General features: G+C 72.3%; 19 protein-coding genes and 1 tRNA gene. 9 read left to right on the top strand and 11 right to left on the bottom strand.

Annotation, left to right across the window (positions count from 1 at the left end; all coding sequences use genetic code 11):
- Positions 1-83: 83 nt before the first annotated feature.
- The 4 genes from recQ to ACZ7LE_RS19300 all read right to left on the bottom strand — a co-directional run bounded on the left by recQ (position 84) and on the right by ACZ7LE_RS19300 (position 4,294).
- Positions 84-1,970, bottom strand: coding sequence for a DNA helicase RecQ (recQ, locus tag ACZ7LE_RS19285; protein ID WP_470404863.1), 1,887 nt, complete (start codon positions 1,968-1,970; stop codon positions 84-86).
- 45 nt (positions 1,971-2,015) lie between these two features.
- On the bottom strand, positions 2,016-3,182 hold the full coding sequence (locus tag ACZ7LE_RS19290) for an aminotransferase class I/II-fold pyridoxal phosphate-dependent enzyme (RefSeq protein WP_470404864.1): 1,167 nt from the start codon (positions 3,180-3,182) through the stop codon (positions 2,016-2,018).
- 154 nt (positions 3,183-3,336) lie between these two features.
- The gene (locus tag ACZ7LE_RS19295) at positions 3,337-3,789 is read right to left on the bottom strand and encodes an SRPBCC family protein (protein ID WP_470404865.1); all 453 of its coding nucleotides are present in this window, start codon (positions 3,787-3,789) and stop codon (positions 3,337-3,339) included.
- Between the two features lie 70 nt (positions 3,790-3,859).
- Positions 3,860-4,294 carry a hypothetical protein gene (locus tag ACZ7LE_RS19300; RefSeq protein WP_470404866.1) on the bottom strand — a complete coding sequence of 145 codons (435 nt, stop codon included), beginning with the start codon at positions 4,292-4,294 and terminating at the stop codon, positions 3,860-3,862.
- 158 nt (positions 4,295-4,452) lie between these two features.
- Between ACZ7LE_RS19300 and ACZ7LE_RS19305 the strand changes: the two genes are divergently transcribed.
- Both ACZ7LE_RS19305 and ACZ7LE_RS19310 read left to right on the top strand, forming a co-directional pair.
- Positions 4,453-5,271 (top strand): DUF427 domain-containing protein, encoded by an 819-nt coding sequence (locus ACZ7LE_RS19305; RefSeq protein WP_470404867.1) that lies wholly within the window; start codon positions 4,453-4,455, stop codon positions 5,269-5,271.
- Positions 5,272-5,325: 54 nt separating this feature from the next.
- On the top strand, positions 5,326-6,072 hold the full coding sequence (locus tag ACZ7LE_RS19310) for a phosphotransferase family protein (RefSeq protein ID WP_470404868.1): 747 nt from the start codon (positions 5,326-5,328) through the stop codon (positions 6,070-6,072).
- Here ACZ7LE_RS19310 and ACZ7LE_RS19315 read toward each other — a convergent pair.
- A complete protein-coding gene (locus ACZ7LE_RS19315) occupies positions 6,047-6,907 on the bottom strand; it encodes a helix-turn-helix transcriptional regulator (protein ID WP_470404869.1) in 861 nt (286 codons plus the stop codon). The two genes, ACZ7LE_RS19310 and ACZ7LE_RS19315, sit on opposite strands and share 26 nt — an antisense overlap.
- A gap of 101 nt (positions 6,908-7,008) precedes the next feature.
- On the opposite strand from ACZ7LE_RS19315, the gene ACZ7LE_RS19320 reads away from it, so the two are divergent.
- From ACZ7LE_RS19320 to ACZ7LE_RS19340, 5 genes are all read left to right on the top strand, one after another.
- Complete coding sequence (locus ACZ7LE_RS19320) at positions 7,009-7,935, top strand: SDR family NAD(P)-dependent oxidoreductase (RefSeq protein ID WP_470404870.1); 927 nt, start codon at positions 7,009-7,011, stop codon at positions 7,933-7,935.
- Between the two features lie 175 nt (positions 7,936-8,110).
- A tRNA-Leu gene (locus ACZ7LE_RS19325) sits at positions 8,111-8,195 on the top strand.
- 166 nt (positions 8,196-8,361) lie between these two features.
- Positions 8,362-8,760 carry a nuclear transport factor 2-like protein gene (locus tag ACZ7LE_RS19330; RefSeq protein WP_470404871.1) on the top strand — a complete coding sequence of 133 codons (399 nt, stop codon included), beginning with the start codon at positions 8,362-8,364 and terminating at the stop codon, positions 8,758-8,760.
- A gap of 38 nt (positions 8,761-8,798) precedes the next feature.
- Positions 8,799-9,515, top strand: a complete 717-nt coding sequence (locus ACZ7LE_RS19335; RefSeq protein WP_470404872.1) for a helix-turn-helix transcriptional regulator — start codon at positions 8,799-8,801, stop codon at positions 9,513-9,515.
- Complete coding sequence (locus tag ACZ7LE_RS19340) at positions 9,491-9,820, top strand: substrate-binding domain-containing protein (RefSeq protein WP_470404873.1); 330 nt, start codon at positions 9,491-9,493, stop codon at positions 9,818-9,820. The genes ACZ7LE_RS19335 and ACZ7LE_RS19340 overlap by 25 nt, the downstream gene beginning before the upstream one ends.
- Positions 9,821-9,981: 161 nt before the next feature.
- Here the strand turns inward: ACZ7LE_RS19340 and ACZ7LE_RS19345 are convergent, their stop codons facing one another.
- The 4 genes from ACZ7LE_RS19345 to ACZ7LE_RS19360 are packed head-to-tail and all read right to left on the bottom strand — an operon-like array spanning position 9,982 to position 13,929.
- On the bottom strand, positions 9,982-10,935 hold the full coding sequence (locus tag ACZ7LE_RS19345; protein WP_470404874.1) for a S1C family serine protease: 954 nt from the start codon (positions 10,933-10,935) through the stop codon (positions 9,982-9,984).
- 38 nt (positions 10,936-10,973) lie between these two features.
- The gene (locus tag ACZ7LE_RS19350; RefSeq protein WP_470404875.1) at positions 10,974-11,972 is read right to left on the bottom strand and encodes a VWA domain-containing protein; all 999 of its coding nucleotides are present in this window, start codon (positions 11,970-11,972) and stop codon (positions 10,974-10,976) included.
- The gene (locus tag ACZ7LE_RS19355) at positions 11,969-12,886 is read right to left on the bottom strand and encodes a DUF58 domain-containing protein (protein ID WP_470404876.1); all 918 of its coding nucleotides are present in this window, start codon (positions 12,884-12,886) and stop codon (positions 11,969-11,971) included. Before ACZ7LE_RS19355 ends, ACZ7LE_RS19350 begins: the two co-directional genes overlap by 4 nt.
- Positions 12,883-13,929: an AAA family ATPase gene (locus ACZ7LE_RS19360; RefSeq protein WP_470404877.1), complete on the bottom strand. Its 1,047-nt coding sequence runs from the start codon at positions 13,927-13,929 to the stop codon at positions 12,883-12,885. Before ACZ7LE_RS19360 ends, ACZ7LE_RS19355 begins: the two co-directional genes overlap by 4 nt.
- Positions 13,930-14,045: 116 nt before the next feature.
- Between ACZ7LE_RS19360 and ACZ7LE_RS19365 the strand changes: the two genes are divergently transcribed.
- Positions 14,046-14,762, top strand: coding sequence for a response regulator transcription factor (locus ACZ7LE_RS19365; protein WP_470404878.1), 717 nt, complete (start codon positions 14,046-14,048; stop codon positions 14,760-14,762).
- 38 nt (positions 14,763-14,800) lie between these two features.
- On the top strand, positions 14,801-16,015 hold the full coding sequence (locus tag ACZ7LE_RS19370; protein WP_470404879.1) for a sensor histidine kinase: 1,215 nt from the start codon (positions 14,801-14,803) through the stop codon (positions 16,013-16,015).
- 112 nt (positions 16,016-16,127) lie between these two features.
- Here the strand turns inward: ACZ7LE_RS19370 and ACZ7LE_RS19375 are convergent, their stop codons facing one another.
- Positions 16,128-17,267 (bottom strand): LacI family DNA-binding transcriptional regulator, encoded by a 1,140-nt coding sequence (locus tag ACZ7LE_RS19375; protein ID WP_470404880.1) that lies wholly within the window; start codon positions 17,265-17,267, stop codon positions 16,128-16,130.
- 327 nt (positions 17,268-17,594) lie between these two features.
- Positions 17,595-18,155 (bottom strand): DUF6326 family protein, encoded by a 561-nt coding sequence (locus ACZ7LE_RS19380; RefSeq protein ID WP_470404881.1) that lies wholly within the window; start codon positions 18,153-18,155, stop codon positions 17,595-17,597.
- Positions 18,156-18,245 lie beyond the last annotated feature (90 nt).

Raw genomic sequence — 18,245 nt, forward strand, 5'->3', positions numbered from 1 at the left:
ACGATGCCGGTTTCGCACTGTGCCAAATCACCCGCCGCCGACCGCCCCCCGTCGCGGAGCCCCCCGTCGCGGAGCGGGACGGGTCACTCCCCGGCGTGCAGCGCCGCCAGGATCCCCTCGCCGTACCGGTCCAGCTTCGCCTGGCCCACACCGCTGATCCCGCTCAGCGCGTCCAGGTCGCCCGGCCGCTCGGTGGCGACCGTGCGCAGCGTCGCGTCGTGGAACACCACGTAGGCGGGCACGCCCTGCTCCTTGGCGGCCGCCGCCCGCCAGGCGCGCAGCCGCTCGAACACCTCCTGGTCGCCGTCCGACAGCGCCACGGCATCGGTCTTCGCGCCCCCGGACCGCGACGACCGCCGCGCCGCGCCCGCTGCCGGGGCCGGGTCACGCCGCAGCCGCACCTCGCGCCGTCGGCCCAGCACGTCGCCGCTGGTCTCGGTGAGCAGCAGCGTGCCGTGGTTCGAGTCGACCTCCAGCAGGCCCTGCGCCAGGAGCTGCCGCGCCACGGACCGCCACTCGCCGTCCGACAGGTCCTCGCCCACGCCGAACACCGTGAGGCTGTCGTGCCCCCACTGCGTGATCTTGGGCGTGGCCTTGCCACGCAGGATGTCCACCACGTGCCCCACGCCGAAGCGCTGGTTGCGCTCGCGGTCCAGCCGGAACACGGCGGACAGGAGCTTCTGGGCGGGGACGGTGCCGTCCCAGGCCTCGGGCGGGTTCTGGCAGGTGTCGCAGGCCCCGCAGTCGCCGGGGTGCTGCTGGCCGAAGTAGCGCAGGAGCTGCGCGCGGCGGCACTCCACCGTCTCGCACAGCGCCAGCATCGCGTCCAGGTGGGACGAGAGCCTGCGGCGGTGGGCGAGGTCGCCCTCGGACTCGGCGATCATCTTGCGCTGCTGGACGACGTCGGCCAGGCCATAGGCGAGCCATGCCGTCGACGGCAGGCCGTCGCGTCCGGCACGGCCCGTCTCCTGGTAGTAGCCCTCGACCGACTTGGGCAGGTCGAGGTGCGCCACGAACCGGACGTCCGGCTTGTCGATGCCCATGCCGAACGCGATGGTCGCGACCATGACCACGCCGTCCTCCCGCAGGAACGTCGCCTGGTTGGCCGCACGCACCGGTGCCGGCAGGCCCGCGTGGTACGGCAGGGCACGGATGCCCTGGTCGGTGAGCTGCTGGGCGGTCTTCTCGACCGACGCGCGCGACAGGCAGTACACGATCCCGGCCTCGCCGGGGTGCTCCGTGCGCAGCAGGGTGAGCAGCTGCCGCAGCGGGCTGTCCTTGGGCGCGACGCGGTAGGTGATGTTGGGGCGGTCGAAGCTGGCCACGAAGTGCCTGGCCCCCGCCAGGCCCAGGCGGTCCGCGATCTCCTCGCGGGTGTGCTGGGTGGCCGTCGCGGTCAGCGCGATGCGCGGGACGCCGGGCCAGCGCTCGGCCAGCGCGCCGAGACGCAGGTAGTCCGGGCGGAAGTCGTGCCCCCACTGGGACACGCAGTGCGCCTCGTCGATCGCGAACAGCGCGATCGTGCCCTGGTCGAGCAGCCGGGCCGTGGACTCGACGCCGAGCCGCTCCGGCGCGAGGTAGAGCAGGTCCAACTCGCCCGACCGGTAGGCCTGCTCCACCTGACGGCGCTGGTCGGCGTCCTGGGTCGAGTTGAGGAACCCGGCGCGCACCCCGAGGGCCTCCAGCGCGTCCACCTGGTCCTGCATCAGGGCGATCAGGGGCGAGATCACGACGCCGGTGCCCCGCCGCACGAGGGCCGGGATCTGGTAGCACAGCGACTTGCCGCCGCCGGTGGGCATGAGCACGAGGGCGTCGCCGCCGCCCGTCACGGTGTCGATGATCTCCTGCTGCTCACCGCGGAAGGCGTCGTAGCCGAACACCGTGCGCAGCACGTCGAGCGGCGTCGGCGCCAGGTCGAGCGCGGGTCCTGTCACGTCGAGCTCGGGCGAGGCGGCGTCCGGAGGAGTCATGGCCGCCAGTGTGCCAGGGGACGCTGACACGAGCGGGACGGGCGCTCAGCGCGGCGCCAGCCCGCGCAGGGCCGGCAGTGCTCGCTCCAGCATGGTGGCGGTCGCGGTGAGGCTGATCCGGAAGTGCCCGGCCCGGTCGAAGACGGTGCCGGGCAGCACGAACACGCCCCGCCCGGCGAGCGCCGAGACGAAGGCAGACGCGTCGCCGCCCGGTGCGGCGCTCCACAGGTAGAACGTGCCCTCGGGCACGGTGAGGTCGTAGCCCGCAGCGCCGAGCGCGGCGACCATGAGGTCGCGGCGCCGCTGCAGCTCGCCGACGTCGATCGAGACGGTCTCCAGGGCCGGTACCGCGTACTGCATGAGGGCGTCGGGGAAGGTCCAGCCGAGGCCCATCTGCAGGGGGAGCAGGGCGGCGCGCAGCTCCGTGCGCACGTCGTCGGGGATCAGGGGCGACAGCGCGAGGTAGCCGAGGCGCTGCCCGGGCGCGAGCAGCACCTTGCCGTAGCTGTAGTCGACCAGCGTCCAGGGGTAGCACTCGGCCGGGCTCGTGAAGCCGATGCCGTCGAACCGGATCCGGCGGTACGGCTCGTCGGACAGCAGCCAGATGCGGCGTCCGTTCCTGGCCGACGCCGCCTCCAGCGCGGTCGCGAGCTCGACCAGCCGGTCCCGGGCGTACACGCGCCCAGTGGGGTTCGCGGGCGAGTTGACGACGACGACGCGCGTGCGCGGCGTGATCGCCCGCGCGACGGCCTCGACGTCCAGGTCGAACCCGTCGGCGGTCAGCGGGGCGCGGACCGGCACCAGGTTCGCCGCGCGCAGCATCGGGGTGTAGAACCAGCCCGGTTCGGGGAACACCACCTCGTCCCCGGCGTCGGCCACGAGCCGGAACGCCAGCGCGATGGCGCCGAACGCCCCCTGGGTCATCGCCACGTCGTCCGAGTCGAACGGGAGGCCGAGCTCGCCGCGCAGCCCCTCCGCGATCGTCTCCCGGGCGGGGGCCAGGCTCGACTTGTAGGCGAACCAGTCGGTGGCGCGGGGTTCGAGGTTGGCCCGCAGGGCGTCGACCAGCCCCCGCAGCGGCATCTCGTGCGGGTCGCCGAAGGCCAGGTCGACGACGCCGGCCTGCCGGTCCATCGTGCGCAACGACTGGAAGAAGGACGTGACGGGCTCGATGGCGTCCTGCGCTGCTCTGGCCCGGTCGGACAGCTCCATGCCGCGGCTCCTCTCGCGAGATGCGGCCGCCCCCCGATGTTCCTCATGATGCCCCCGAACCGCCGGGCGCACACGGCGTGCCGCTCGGCGTGTCGCGCGGCGTGGCGTGCCCCGGCGGCAGGGCTCGCCCGCCGGCCCTGCGTACCGGTCCCGCCTACCGGAGCCGGGCCAGCTCCCCGGGCAGCAGCGCGAACGTCCGCTCGTGCGCGGCGCGGGCGTGGCGGGTCATGTACCCGGCGACGGGCCAGGGGGCGGTGACCTCGGTCGTCTCCGTGAGCAGGGCGCCGTCGCCCGCCGCGACCGCCCGCGTGACCGTGCGCAAGGTGCAGCCCGGAGCCGCCCGCACGGACGACGTCAGCAGGTCGTCGCCGGCCCGCACCATGCGGGCGGGGAAGCGGATCGTGTACCGCAGGGGTCCGAGCCGGGGCCGCTCGACGACGCGCCAGTCCTGCCACGGCCCGTCCGGGCCGGCGCCGTCCGCGACGACGTCGGCGGACACCAGGTACGGGTGCAGGCCGCGGTGCCGGGTGAGGTCCGCCAGGAAGTCGATCGCGGCGCGCGGGCCGACCGGGACGGGCGTGCTGAGCTCGAACCTGAGGGTGGTCACGGCAGGATTGTGGCGCACGGCCCGGGGCCGGTCACGCGCGACGCGTCACGCCCGCCCGTCGCGTGCGACGTCACGCCCGCCGCAGGTCGTCGTACGTGGCCAGGGGCACCAGCCCCGACGCCGCCGCCGCGATGTCGCGGTCGCCCGCCACCAGCACGTCGGCCTGCAGGGTGGCGACGGCGAGGTACTCCGCCTGGCCGGTGTCGTGCCAGCCGAGCTGCCGGGCGATCTTCCACGCCGTCGCGCGCGAGACCCGGTCGCCCAGCAGCCGGACCTTGAGCGTCGCGACCCGTTCGAGCAGCGCCCGCGCCGTCTTCTCGTCGAGGAGCCCCGCGTCGGCGTCGCGATAGAGGATCGACATGGCGTGGCTGCGCAGCGCGGCCGGCGCGACCAGCGGCAGGTGGGCGCCCGCGCCGGGGTCCTCGCGCACCAGGCGCAGCGCCGTGACGGCGTCGATCGCGAACCGCGTCCTCCGGCTGGCGCCGTCCTGGTCCGGTCTGTTCATGGGGCTCTCCGCATGAGTCAAGGAAACACCCGACCACCGACACTCGTCCGGCGGGACGGTCACGGATCGGTGCGCTCGCCGGTCAGGTGGGCAGGAGTGGTGCGCGAGATCCCCGGCCGGCGGCGGACCGCGACGGACGACGAGAGGTGGCGGAGGCGATGAGCGACATCGTGCAGCGGGAGACCGTGCGCAGGGACGCGGCGCAGGGCGAGATCGTGCGCAGCGCGGTCGTGATCCAGCCGGGCACGGCCGAGCCCGGTTCGGTGCGGGTGCGCGCCTACACGGCGGGCGTGCTCGTCGCGGACGCGGACCCGCCGCTGCTGGTCTGGGAGCACCGCTTCTACCCCCAGTACTTCTTCGCCCCCGGCGAGCTGAAGGTCGGGCTGCGCCCCGCAGGCCCCGGTCGCCGGTCCAGGAGCCTCGGGCCCAGCGAGCTGTTCGACGTCGTCGTGCCCGACGGCGTGGGGGAGACGGTGCTCGCGGGCGCGGTCCAGCGCTACCCGCGGGCCCCGCTGGTGGCCCTGCGCGACGCGGTGACGCTGGACTGGTCGGCCTTCGACACCTGGCTCGCCGAGGAGGAGGTGATCCACACCCATGCCCGTGACCCGTACGTGCGGGTGGACGCGATGCCGTCGAACCGGCACGTCCGGGTGGTGGCGGGCGGAGAGGTCGTCGCCGAGTCGCGTCGGCCGGTCGTGCTCGTCCAGACGGGGCAGCCGCCCCGGTACTACCTGCCGCGGACCGACGTGCGGATGGACCTGCTCACGCCCACCGACACGGTGAGCTACTGCGCGTACAAGGGCACGGCGGCGTACTGGACGGTGCGCGCCGGCGACCTGCGGCTGCGCGACGTCGTCTGGGGTTACGACACCCCGCTGCGGGAGGGGCTGCGGATCGCCGGGATGGTCTGCTTCTGGCAGGAGAAGAACGCGGACCTGGAGGTCTGGGTGGACGGCGTGCGGGTCGGCCGGCCGTAGACCACGCGCAAAAAACCGGCGAGATCGTCGGCCGGTTCCGTCAGGATGTCCGCCATGGACGAGGTGGAGGTCGTCGTCGCCCACAGCCAGCGCGCGACGCTGCGCGTCGGCGACGTGTTCCTGAAGGTCGACGGCGACCCGGCACACGCGGACGTCGAGATCCGGGCGATGGCCCTGGCTCCGGTGCCGACCCCGGAGATCCTGTGGCACGAGCCGCCCGTGCTCGCGATCGCCGCCGTGCCCGGGACGGCGCTCGGTGTGCTCGGCGAACCGTCCGCCGCGTCGCCGGCGGCGTGGGCCGCGGCGGGCGCCGCGATCCGGAGGCTGCACGACGCCCCGCTGCCGCCGTGGGAGGGGCGCAGGCTCGACGACGTCGCGGCCGAGCTGGAGCGCGAGTGCGCCTGGCTGCTCGACAACGCAGTCCTGCCCGCCGAGGTGGTCCGGGTCAACCGCGAGATCGCCGAGGGGGCGCTCCGCCCGTGGCGGCCGGCGTTCGTCCACGGCGATCTGCAGATCACCCACGTGTTCGTCGACGGCGACGAGGTCACCGGCGTCATCGACTGGTCCGAGGCCGCGCCCGGCGACGCCATGTTCGACCTCGCCATCCTGACCCTGGGGCACGAGGAACGCCTGGACGACCTGCTCGCCGGCTACGGCCCGGGTGCGGACCGCGACGTGATCAAGGCCTGGTGGTCGCTGCGCAGCCTGACGGCGGCGCGCTGGCTGGTCGAGCACGGCTTCGACCCGGACGCGCCGGGGTGCGAGTTCGACGTGCTCAGGTCCCGGATGCGGGAACCGTAGGGCCGGTCAGCTGCTGGTTGCCGAGGACGATCGCGAGCGCCAGCCGCTCCGCGTCCTCGGTGCCGGGCTCGCAGGAGTAGACCATGATCCGCAGGTCGTCCCCGGCGACGACGAGCGTGTCGCAGTCGATCCGGATGCGTCCGACCTCGGGGTGGTCGACCGTCTTCAGCTTCGCCGGCGCCTCCTGCGGGGTCAGGTCGATCGCCTCCCAGAGCCGCACGAACTCGGCGCTGCGTGCCCGGAGGTCGGCCACGAGCCGGTGGATGCGCGGGTCCGCGGGGTACCGCGTCGCCGTCAGCCGCAGGTCGGCCACGAGGTTCGCCACCAGATCGGCCTCCTCCTGCGGCGCGTGGACCACGCGTGAGGCGGGTCCGAGCAGGTGCCGCCAGACCGCGTTGCGCTCCGGCCCGCGCCACGCGGTGGTCCGGCCCATGAGGGCGTCGTAGGCGGCGTTGGCGGTCACGAGGTTCCACATCGCGTCGAAGACGACCACGGGGTGCCCGTCGAGACGGTCGAGCAGCCGCTGCACGCTGGGGGTGATGCGGGAGGAGACCAGGCCGCGCCCTGGGGCGGTCAGGCCGGCGAGCCGGAACAGCAGCTCCCGCTCGGGCTCGCTGAGCCGGAGGCCCCGGGCGAGTGCCTCCACGACCTGGTCCGACGGCGCGGTGGCTCGCCCCTGCTCCAGCCGCGTGAGGTAGTCGACGGAGATGCCGGCGAGCTGGGCCAGCTCCTCGCGGCGCAGGCCCGCGGCGCGCCGACGGGCGCCGACCGGTATCCCGGCGGCGTCGGGCGAGACGCGGTCGCGCCAGTGTCGTATCGCTGGTCCGAGCTCCATCGCTCCAGTCTGCGCTCCGCCCGCGCGCTTGTGGTGGCCCTGCCGGTCCTACGACAACCCGACGACTGCCCCGCGTCGTCCGGCCGACCCACGATGGCGGCATGACAACCTCGACCACCGGAACCGTGCTCATCACCGGACCGACCGGAGGCCTCGGCCGGTCCGCGGTGCTGGCCATGGCGGACCGCAGCCCGCAGAACCGTCCCGACCTGCTCCTCGTGGGGCGGCCCGGCCCGCGGCTCGACGCCATCACCGCGGAGGCCCGGGCGGCGGGCGCCACCGCCCACGCCATCGGGGCCGACCTGGCCAGCCTGGCCGCCGTCCGCGCGGCCGGGCGGGAGGCCGTGCGCCACCTGGCCGACGGCGACGTGCGGCCGTTGCGGGCGATCGTCGCGAACGCGGGGGTGTCCGTGGCGGACACCCGCACGGCGTCCGCGGACGGGTACGAGCTGACCTTCGCGGTCAACCACCTCGCGCACGCCCAGCTCGTGCGCGAGGTGGCCGGCGCGCTCGTGGCGCCTGCCCGGATCGTGCTGCTCGGTTCCAACACGTACTACCTGAACACCCCGCGCCGTCTGCTCGGCGTGCCGCCCGCCGAGTGGCGCGACCCGCTGGACCTCGCACGGCCGGCGGACACCGGTGCGCGGCCCGGCACGAGGGACGCGGGCGTCGCCTACTCGAACTCCAAGCTCGCGATCCTGTACTACGCGCACGAGCTGCAGCGGCGCCTGCCCGACGGTGTGGCCGTGTCGGTCTTCGAGCCGGGTTTCATGCCCGGCAGCGGCCTCTCGCGCGAGCACGGCCTCGTGCTGCAACGGGTGGGGCGCGCGGTCGGGCGCGTCCCCGGCGTCTCCACTCCGGAGCGGTCCGGCCCGCTGCTGGCGGCCATGGCCCTGGACGAGCGCTGGGCGCACCTGCGCGACGGCGCGTTCGTGGTCAAGACCGCCGAGCGCGAGGTGGAACCGTTCGCGCGGGACCGGGCACGTGAGGCGCGGTTGTGGGAGGTCACGGAGCAGCTCCTGGGCTGACGCACCGGGCGTAGCGGCCCGGTCCGGGCCGCCCGGCCCGGTGTCCGGGCTGGTCCTGCGCGGCCTGTTCGCAGAGCGGCCCAGGTCACACGCTTTTCGATTCGGACCCGACCCGTTCTGCGTGCTATGTTTTTCCACGCACCGGGAAGGCGGAAACGCCGAGAACGGGTCACCTGTCCGGGTGGCGGAATGGCAGACGCGCTAGCTTGAGGTGCTAGTGCCCTTTATCGGGCGTGGGGGTTCAAGTCCCCCTCCGGACACACACATCGGACGGCACAGCCGTCAACGGGAGCGGGCTCACTGACTGGTGAGCCCGCTCTTTTGTTGCGCTGTGGTGGGTGCGCCGCTCGCGCGCCCAGGCTCTGCCCCTGGTAACTGTGGGAACACCGACACACTGTTGTCGCGTCGGCGCCCGAGAGTGGAGCCATGACCGAGATCACGAAGCCCACCATCATCTCCACCGCCCGTCAGTCGCTCGACCTGTGGCTGACGATGTGGAACACCGACGGCGAGATCGCACGAGAGATCTGCGCCGACGACTTCCGCATCCACTTCGCCGTGACCGAGCGCGATGGGTCGACCCCCGCGGACGACATCCGCACTGCCGAAGACTTCGCCAGGTATCTGGCCTGGTGGCACGAGCAGCACCCGGGCGTCGTGTTCACCACGGTCGCCGATGCGATCGACGGCATCCACGGTCGACTGCTCTGGGACATCGACGCGAACGGGAACCGTGCGGGCGGCGTCGACGTGTTCGACTTCGCTCAGGACGGCCGGGTCCGACGGGTCTGGTCCGTCGGCGGGCAGCGGAGCATGAGGAGCTGACGAGCGGCACCGATCGAGGGCGATCCTAGGATTGAGGCATGAAGCGAGCCGAGCGGCAGTACGCCCTGGTCGACCTGCTCCGGGGGGCACGTCGGCCCTGGTCCGCCGCTCGACTCGCTGACGAGTTCGGGGTGTCGTCGCGCACCGTCGAACGTGACATCGCTTCGCTTCAGCGTGCCGGGGTCCCCATCTACGCGGACCACGGGGCGGCAGGCGGGTACTCGATTCTTCGTGAGTACTCGCTGCCGCCCCTGAACCTGTCCGCCGCCGAGTCGCTGGCGGTGCTCGCCGGGCTGGCACTGCTGGACTCTTCCCCGTATCAGGGGGCCGCTCGCCGCGCTCGCGCCAAGATAGATGCCGTCATGAAAGAAGAGCATCGTGTGCCGGTGCAGGAGATGCTCGGGGCGATGCGGGTCATCGACGCCGTCGCTGCGACGGAGGAAGTCGTGCCGCTCGGGATGCTCGCCGACGTGATCGCCGCGCGGCGCGTGGTGCGGATCACCTACCTGGGAGAGAACGAGAACGGCGGCCCTGATCCTGCCGGGACCACCGTGCGTGAGGTCGAGACGATGGGGCTCCTGCGTGCGGGCGACGCCTGGTTGCTCTCGGGTTGGTGCCGGCTACGTCAGGCGATCCGAGGCTTCCGCATCGAGCGGATAACCCGGCTCGAGATCCTCGGCGAGGCCCCGCCGGCCCGTGACCCTGCGTCCTGGGAGGCCGATCTCGCGCGGTGGCCAACTCGGCGCTTGGCCTGATCCCGGTTCCCCCGCCCGCCCTCCGCCTGCGGTACGCGCTCCGGGTCCTTGCGGCGCTGGCGGATGTCGGGCTGACGGCCCCCGCCGACCTCGCGGTGATCGGCTTCGACGACGGGGCCCGCGGGGCGCTGTGGCGGCCGGCACTCACGACGGTGCACATCGATGGTGAGAACTACGAGCGTCGCGCCGCGCGAGCGGCGATGGGGGAGGACCCGACGACGTCGATGACGATCCGCCGGTCGGCGACCACGTCGTCCTTCCGGCGCAGGAGGTCCACGCACGGGACCGTCACGACGGTGCCGTAGAGCCGCGTGTGGTCGACCTGGATGTACGCGACGAAGGACGTCGGGCGGTTCAGCGCTGTCGGACGACCAGCCGCTCCAGGGCGACCGCGCCTCCGTCGAGGCGTGCCCCGAGGCCGTACCGGTCCGGCTCATGGAACAGGCCGGCGCACCGCAGCGAACCCTCATGCCCCCGCGATGATCCGCCGGGCGACGTCCATGGCTCGGTCCATCGGCACGGCGAACCCGATGCCGATGTTTCCCGACCCACCGACCGTCGCGATCGAGGTGTTGATCCCGACGACTTGACCTGCCAGGTCGACCAGCGGTCCGCCGGAGTTGCCCTGGTTGATGGAGGCGTCCGTCTGGATCATCGGTCCGGGATAGTCCTCCGCGCTGCGGTCTACCGCGCTGACGACCCCTGCGGTGACGCTCCCAGTCAGGCCAAGCGGGGACCCGACAGCTATCACCGGCTGACCGATCTGCAGCGCGTCGCTGCGGCCCAGTGCCGCAGCGGGTGCGTTTCCCAGGTCGGCCTCGATCACAGCGATGTCGTTGCGCTCGTCGGCGCCGAGCACTCGCCCGCTGACCGACCGCCCGTCACCCAGGAGCAGCGAGACGGTTTCGGCCCCGACCACGACGTGCCCATTGGTCACGACGTGACGATCGTCGACGATCACCCCGGAGCCTCCGCGGGTGCCTGCGCGTACCTGCACCACGCTGGGCAGCACTCGTTGCGCGGCGCTCGCAGTCGTGGCATTGCCTGCTGCGACGGTGGCGGGCGGGGTTGCTCGCGGGTCGTTCTCGTCGACCACCAGCCCTGTCACGATGCCGGTCGTGGCCGATCCGAGCAGGGCGCCGAGAGCGAGGGCGGCGGCCAGCGTCGTGAGGGGCCGCGGACGGCCTCTGCGGGCCGGTTCCAGGGGTGGCGTCCGGTCGGGACGGTCGGTGGTGGGATCGGCGACGGGTGCGGCCAGCGGGGTGCGTGCCGGCTCGATCGTCGGCACGGCCAGGAGACGTGGCCGGTCGGGTGTCTTCGGCGGCGGTGACGCGGGCTTGCCCAGCACGAAGTTCCGCGGGCCGGCGGGGCGCCCCAGCCCGTGCGGGAGATCGGTGGGCGACGTCGTGTCCTGCTGCATGGAGTGGCTCCTTCGACGGGATGTGCAGTCCGGGCGGGTCAGAGCAGCCGGGAGAACCAGCGCAGGGACAGCGCGGTGGCGGTGACGGCGAGTGCGAGTCCGAGCAGCACCAGCGGTGTGGTGACAGGAGTGGTCTCGGTGCGCCAGCCGATCGAGGAGCCGATGTCCTCGTAGACCTGGTCGAGTTCGGCTCCGCTCTCGGCCTGGTAGAAGTGGCCGCCGGTCTGCTCGGCGAGGGTTCGGAGCGTGTCGTCGTCGGCGGGTACCGACTGGGTGCGGTAGGTGTTGCCGATGACGCCTTCGGGTGTTCCGTAGGCGATGGTGGAGACCGGCATTTGAGCCTCGAGCGCTGCGGGTACGGCTTCCGACGGGCTGCGTCCGGCGGTGTTGGACCCGTCGGAGAGCAGCACCAGGCGTGCCGGGATCGGTTCGGCGTCCACGGCACCACCCGGTTCATTGCCAGCCGTAGTGCCGGTGGTCGTCGCGGCGTTGGCGGTGGCCTGGCGGGCGACTTCCTCCACGGAGGCGAAGACGGCCTCGCCGATCGCGGTGCCGCCTCCCGACTGCAGGGCGTCTATGGAGCGTTCGACAAGGGCTCGGTCGGCGGTGACGGGTGCGATCAGGTCTGCCTCGCCGGCGAAGGCGACGACGCCAACCTGCACGGTGGGTGGCAGGTCGCGGACGAACTGGACTGCGGCCTGCTTCGCCGCGGTCATCCGATCCGGGGGCACGTCCTGGGCCTCCATGGAGCCGGAGACGTCGATCGCGACGATGACCGTGGCCTGTTCGTACGGCACGCGCAGGCGCATCTGTGGCCCGGCAGCCGCGACGGCGAACGCGGCGAGCGCGAGCAGCACGAGGGACGTGGTCAGGTGACGTCGCCACCGTGGGCGTGCAGGCGCTACCCGGTCGAGCATGGGCAGGGTGGCGAAGCGGACGGCGTAGCGGGTGCGCCTCCGCTGCAGCACCAGGTAGGCCACCGCGAGCGCGGCGACGGGCACGAGGGCCAGCAGGATCAGGGGGGCGGTGAACGTCATGGTGTCCTCCGGGAACGTCGCGCGGGGGCGCGACGACGGTTCTTGACGAACCGGGCGAGCTCGGCTGCCCAGTCCTGGTCGGTGCTCACCCGCAGGTGCTCGGCGTGGCAGGTGCGTACGGCCGCTGCGGTCTGGTCACGGTGCCGGGCCGCGACGGTGGCGTAGGCGAGGCGAAGCTCGGGGTCGGAGGTGGACACCTCGCGCTGTGTCCCGGTCTCGGGGTCGACGAGGAGCACCTCACCGACGTGGGGCAGCTCCCGCTCGCGGGGGTCGTCCACCTCGACGACGACGACGTCGTGCCGGGCGGTCAGCCGGCGCAGGGGCTCCTCCCAGTCGAAGGGGCGTTCGATGCTCCCGTCGGGGACGAGCAGGTCGGTCACGATCACGCACAGACCGCGACGCCGGGCGCGTGCACCGAGCGCGCGCAGGGCGTCCGAAAAGTCGACCGTCGTCGTGCCCTGTCGGTCCGCTGCGGGCAGCCGGGTGAGCGCGGCCGCGGCAGCGCGTCCTGGGCGCGGTGCGATCCATCTCAGGCCCGCCTGGTCGAGCAGGCCGATACCAAGGCGATTGCCAGGCGCGGCGGTGAGCAGCCCCACGGCGGCGGCCACCTGGTCGGCGATGTCGATCTTCTCGGTCAAAGCGGTTCCGAAGGCCATGCTGGGGCTGCGGTCCAGCAAGATCCACGTATCCAGCGCGTGCTGGGCGCGCGTGCGCCACAGGTGGGGCTCGCCGGTCCGCGCGGTCACGTTCCAGTCGATCCTGCGGGTGTCCTGCCCCGGGTGATAGAGCGTCAGCTCCTCCGGGTCGGAGCCGGGGCCGAGGAGTGTGCCGTCGACGTCGCCCTGCAGCAGTCCGTCAACGCGCCGACGGACCGTCAGCTCCAACCGCTGGAAGCGGCGGGCGGCGTCGTTCATACCGTCACGACCTCGTCCTCGGCGGGCGCGACCCGTGGCTGGGGCACGGCCGCCAGGACAGCGTCGACCACGGTACGTGGGTCGACACCGTCGGCGGCCGCGTCGAAGGTGAGCACGAGCCGGTGGGCCAGGACATCGCGTGCGAGATCGGTCAGGTCGGCCGGCAGCACGTAGTCGCGGCCGCGCAGCAGGGCCAGCGCGCGCCCGGCGGAGACGAGCCCGAGGCTGCCGCGGGCGCTGACGCCGTACTCCAGGACGGCGTCGAGGTGGTTCAGGCCGTACCGGTGCGGGTGGCGGGTGGCGAGTACGAGCGCGACGGCGTACTGCGCGACCGCGTGGTGGACGAAGACCTGATCGGCCTCCTGCTGGAGCTGGCGCACCATGGACGGGTCGAGCAGCGTCTCGGGGCGCGGGGGAGCGATGCTCATGCGTTGCACGATCGTCAGCTCCTCGAGCTCGTCGGCGTGGTCGACGTCGACCTTCAGGAGGAACCGGTCGCGCTGCGCCTCCGGCAGGGCGTAGACGCCGTCGCTCTCGATCGGGTTCTGGGTGGCCAGGACGAGGAACGGGTCCGGTAGGGCGTAGGTGCGTCCGCCGATGCTGACCTGACGTTCGGCCATGGCCTCCAGCAGCGCTGACTGGACCTTCGCCGGGGCGCGGTTGATCTCGTCGGCCAGAACGAGGTTGGCGAACACCGGACCGAGCTCGACGTCGAAGTCCTCCCGTGACGGCTTCCAGACCCGGGTACCGACGATGTCGGACGGCATCAGGTCGGGGGTGAACTGCAGGCGGGCGAAGGACCCGCCGGCCACGGTGGCCAGGGTCCGCACGGCGAGCGTCTTGGCGACGCCGGGCACCCCCTCGAGCAGCACGTGGCCGCGCGCCAACAGGCCCACCATGATCCGTTCGACCATGTGGTCCTGCCCGACGACCACGCGCTTGACCTCGATCAGGGCGCGCTCGATCAAGGCAGCGGGCGGCCGCAGGGGCGGGTACTTCGCGACGGCAGGGAGATCCTGGGTGGCTGGCTTGTGGTCGTCCATGGCACCGACTCCACCCGACAGGTGAGAAAACTGCGGGAAACCGGAGCGAAAGCCGACCGAAAGGGGTGCACTGGCAGGGCCTGTCAGTACCGACACGGTGTGGTTACTGTGCTGCTGTGCGGCTGCTGATCGTGGAGGACGAAGCAGGGCTCGTGAGCGCCCTGCGTGTTGCGCTGCACCGCGAGGGCTACGCCGTGGACCAGGCGCGTACGTGTGCCGAGGCGCGGGACAAGCTCAGCCTGAACCCCTACGACGTCGTGCTGCTGGACGTGACCCTGCCCGACGGGACGGGCTTCGACCTGACCCGGGCAATCCGCGCAGGGCAGGTTCCGCTCGCCGACAGTGAGGCGCCACGCATCCTCATGCTCACCGCCCGCGGTCGCCTCACCGACCGGGTGACCGGCCTGGACGCGGGGGCGGACGACTACCTGGTCAAACCGTTCGCCGTGATCGAGCTGTCCGCCCGGATCCGCGCCCTGCTGCGCCGCGAGCCTCGTGAGACCGCCGCCGTCCTGGTGCACGGCCCTATCCGGCTCGATGCCGCCCGGCAGCTCGCCTGGCGGGGCACCCGGGAGCTGACACTGACTCGCAAGGAGTTCGCGGTACTGCGCTACCTGATGAACCGTCCCGCCTACGTGGTACCAGCCGAGGAGCTCCTGGAGCACGTCTGGGACGAGAACGCCGACCCGTTCACGCAGACGGTGCGGGTGACCGTCGGCACACTACGGCGCAAGCTGACTCTCGACGAGGAGGAGCCGGCGCTGGAGACCGTCATCGGGCGCGGGTACCGGCTGCGTGAGCTGCCCGCGACCGTCGAGGGCGTCCCCGCATGACCTTCCGGGGGCTTCCCGGGTGGGCACGGACCGTGCGGATGCGCCTGGCACTGACCTACTCCGCGACGCTCTTCGGGATCACGACACTCATCCTTGCCGGCGTCTATCTCGCGGTCTCCCGCACGATCGTGGCCGCACCCCTGGACCCGGTGACGGTCAAGCGGTTCGAGAAGAAGTCCGACGGCTCCATCGCCTACAAGCCGGGTGAGCAGTTCCAGGCCGCCGACCTCGACACCGTGCAGCAGGCCGTGAACTACACCTCGCTGCAGAGCCTGCGGGACTACTCGGCCATTGCTCTGGCGGTGATGTTCGTGCTCAGCGTCGCCGTCGGCTGGTGGGTCGCCGGGCGGGCCCTACGCCCCGTCGAGGCCATTACACGTGCCGCCCAGGAGATAGGTGCCACCGACCTGTCCCGCCGCATCGCCGCGACCGGGCCGCGCGACGAATTGCGTACGCTGGCGGACACGATCGACGGGATGCTGGACCGGCTCGACCGCGCCTTCCAGGCGGAGCGCCGACTCATCGAGGACGTCTCCCACGAGCTGCGCAACCCCGTCATGGTGGTGCAGGCCAATGTCGAGGCCGTGCTCGGCGACGAGGAGGCCGACCACGCCCAGCGCGCTGAAGCGGCCGCCGCGGTCCTCGGCGCGACCGGCCGGATGTCCCGGCTCCTGGAGGACCTGCTGGCCACGGCACGGCTGCGTTCCGAGGCGTTCACCGACCACGAGGTGGACCTTGCGGACCTGGCCGCGACCGCGGTCCGGGAGAACCGGGCGGTTGCCGAGCGGCGCGGCGTCACGATCGCTGAACGGATCCATCCCGGACCGGTCGCCTACGGTGACGCCGATGCTCTGGCTCGGGCCGTCGACAACTTGCTGTCCAATGCCGTGCGGCTCGCTCCTGAGGGCACCACCGTTACCGTAGGTGTCGGCAGCCGGCAGGGCTGGGCATGGGTCGCAGTCGCCGACGAAGGACCCGGGGTGCCGCTCGGGGAGCGAGACCGGATCTTCGACCGGTTCTACCGCGGTGAGAACGGCTCCAGTACTCCTGCCGGGGCGTCGGCGCCGCCCGACGGCTCCGGGCTCGGGCTCTCGATCGCGCGCCAGGTTGCCGAGAGCTACGACGGCCACCTGCTGCACTCCGAGCACGGGCGTACCGGGAGCACCTTCACGGTCTGGCTCCCCGACCGGACACTGGACCGCGCGACTCACCGCGGGAACACGCCGCCGGAGGCGGACCCGCTTGGCACGTGAGGATCCGAGCGGGTCCCTGCGATGCGTTCGCCGGGTGCGCTGGTCAGCACACCTAGACGACCCTTGGCCCGTTGACGAACCCTTCTCGCGGTGGCAGTGCGCGACGGATGGGTCAGAGACTCGCTGGGTGTTTGCCGCAGCTGGCGCGGAGCGCCACGGTGACCGGGAGGCTCCTGGTCACGTTGCGGCGGGCGGGCTCCGCGATCCGGGCGGTGAGGACCTCCACTGCCGCGCGCCCGAGCTCGGCCATCGGTTGCTCCACGGTGGTCAGCGGCGGCGCGGACGTGCGGGTGGCCTCGATGCCGTCGAAGCCGGTGACCACCACGTCGTCCGGGACGCGGATGTCGTACGCCGCGAAGACGTCGAGGAGCCCGAGCGCCGTGTTGTCGTTGCAGCAGACCAGCGCGCCAGGCAGCGCCACGCCGCGGCGCAGTTCTGCGACGAGTGCCTCTCCGATCTCCCGCCCGCGCCCCCGACCCAAGTCACCCCGCAGCCGCGGGGCCTCGGGCGCCTCGAGGCCAGCCCGCAGCAGGGCGTGGCGGAATCCGCGGAAGCGTTCGTCGTCGTCGGGTGTGCCGGCCCACGCGCCCACGTACTCGAACGTCGTGATCCCGTGGTCCGCCACGAGATGGTCGACAAGGCGCTCCACGCCCTCCGCATTGCTCACGGTCACGCGGTCGTGGGCGGTAACCGGGCTCAGCCCGGTAAGGAGCACGACCGGCACGCGGCGGGCGACGTGCTCGAGCAGGTCCTCCGGGAGTGTCCCGCTGACGACGACCATGCCGTCGACCCGGCCGGCCATGTTGAGTACCCGCGCCTCGAGGTCGGGGGTCCGGGTCATCGCGACCGTGATTGCGAGCCCCGCGTCCCAGGCCGCGAACTCGGCGCCACGCACCACCTCGCCGAAGTACATGCCGCCCCAGGAGACGAGGGAGTCCGGCTCTGCGTCGACCACCATGGTCACCGCCTCGCCGCCCGGCGCGCCGCGCGCCGGGCCGGACGACCGGCGGTCCGCCAGGTCGGCGTCGGCCTCGACGACGGGCAGGCACAGACCGACCATCCCCGTGTGCCGCGACGCGAGGCCGCGTGCGGACGCCGACGGGACGTAGCCGAGCTCGTCGATCGCCTGCTTGATCGCCGCACGCGCCCCTGCGCTGACGAAGCCGCTGCGGCTGATGACGCGCGACACCGTCGTGGATGACACGCCTGCCAGGTCGGCGACGTCCCGCAGGGTCGGGGCACGTCCTCTCATCGATCCTCCTCCGCTCGTTCAGCTGGTGCGATCCCATCATGGAACCGCTGCCATCCTCGGCCCTGTGACCACGATGGACCGAATCAGGATGACCGCCCCTGCGAGCGCGGGGGAATGCTGCACGTACGGCCAGCCCTGGCTCTGTGCCGTCATCACGTCAACATCCTTGGCCGAGCGGCGCCCGAAGAGCCTTTCCGCAGGTCACGCCGCCGCCACAAGCAGATGATGGCGTGACGATACCTGCCAGGTCCCCTCCGGACACCACCAACAGAGCGGGCCCACTTGTCGTGGGCCCGCTCGTGTGTTGCGCCGTAGCGGATGTGCAGCTCACGAACGAGTGTCCTGCCGGGCGCGAACGCCTGCACGGTCCGGGCCGGTCGTCAGGTTCGCCGACCGTGCCGTGCGGGGCCAGGTCCAGGCGTACTTCAGGATGAGGGCGAGAACGATCAGTTCCAGGACGACGCCAAGGCCGTAGAAGTACAGCCAGAACCCGCCGGCCACGTTGAACACCGTGACGGGGACGTAGAGCGCGGCCACGACGAGGCTCGCGATGCGGCTCACCCGGGCGGGCAGCGTCATCGACAGCACGACCATGAAGATCGGGATGGCCATGAGGGTCAGCGCCGAGGTCGAAAAGGTCTGGGAGAGCGCGAACTCGAAGACCCGGCCGTCGAGGATGTCTTCGACGATGCCGGGCGTGAAGAAGCCGAGGATGTCGACGTAGGCGTACAGGAACATGAAGCTGGTCCACGCTGCGGCGAGCTTCGCTCTTACCGGGATCCGCGGGTCTTCCAGGGTGGTGGTGGGCTGCCGTGTGCTCATCATGGGCTCCGTCGTAGTGGTGAGGATCGATGGGTCCACGCTCGTCGAGCCCGGCGGCGTGCGCACCGGCCCGGAGGCCGGAGCTCACCTGGCCGATGGAACGGTCGCTCTCTCATGCTTTCGGCCGGTACGCCGAGGCACGCCGATCCCTAGGCT

The organism is Promicromonospora sp. NPDC110617 (assembly GCF_055598465.1).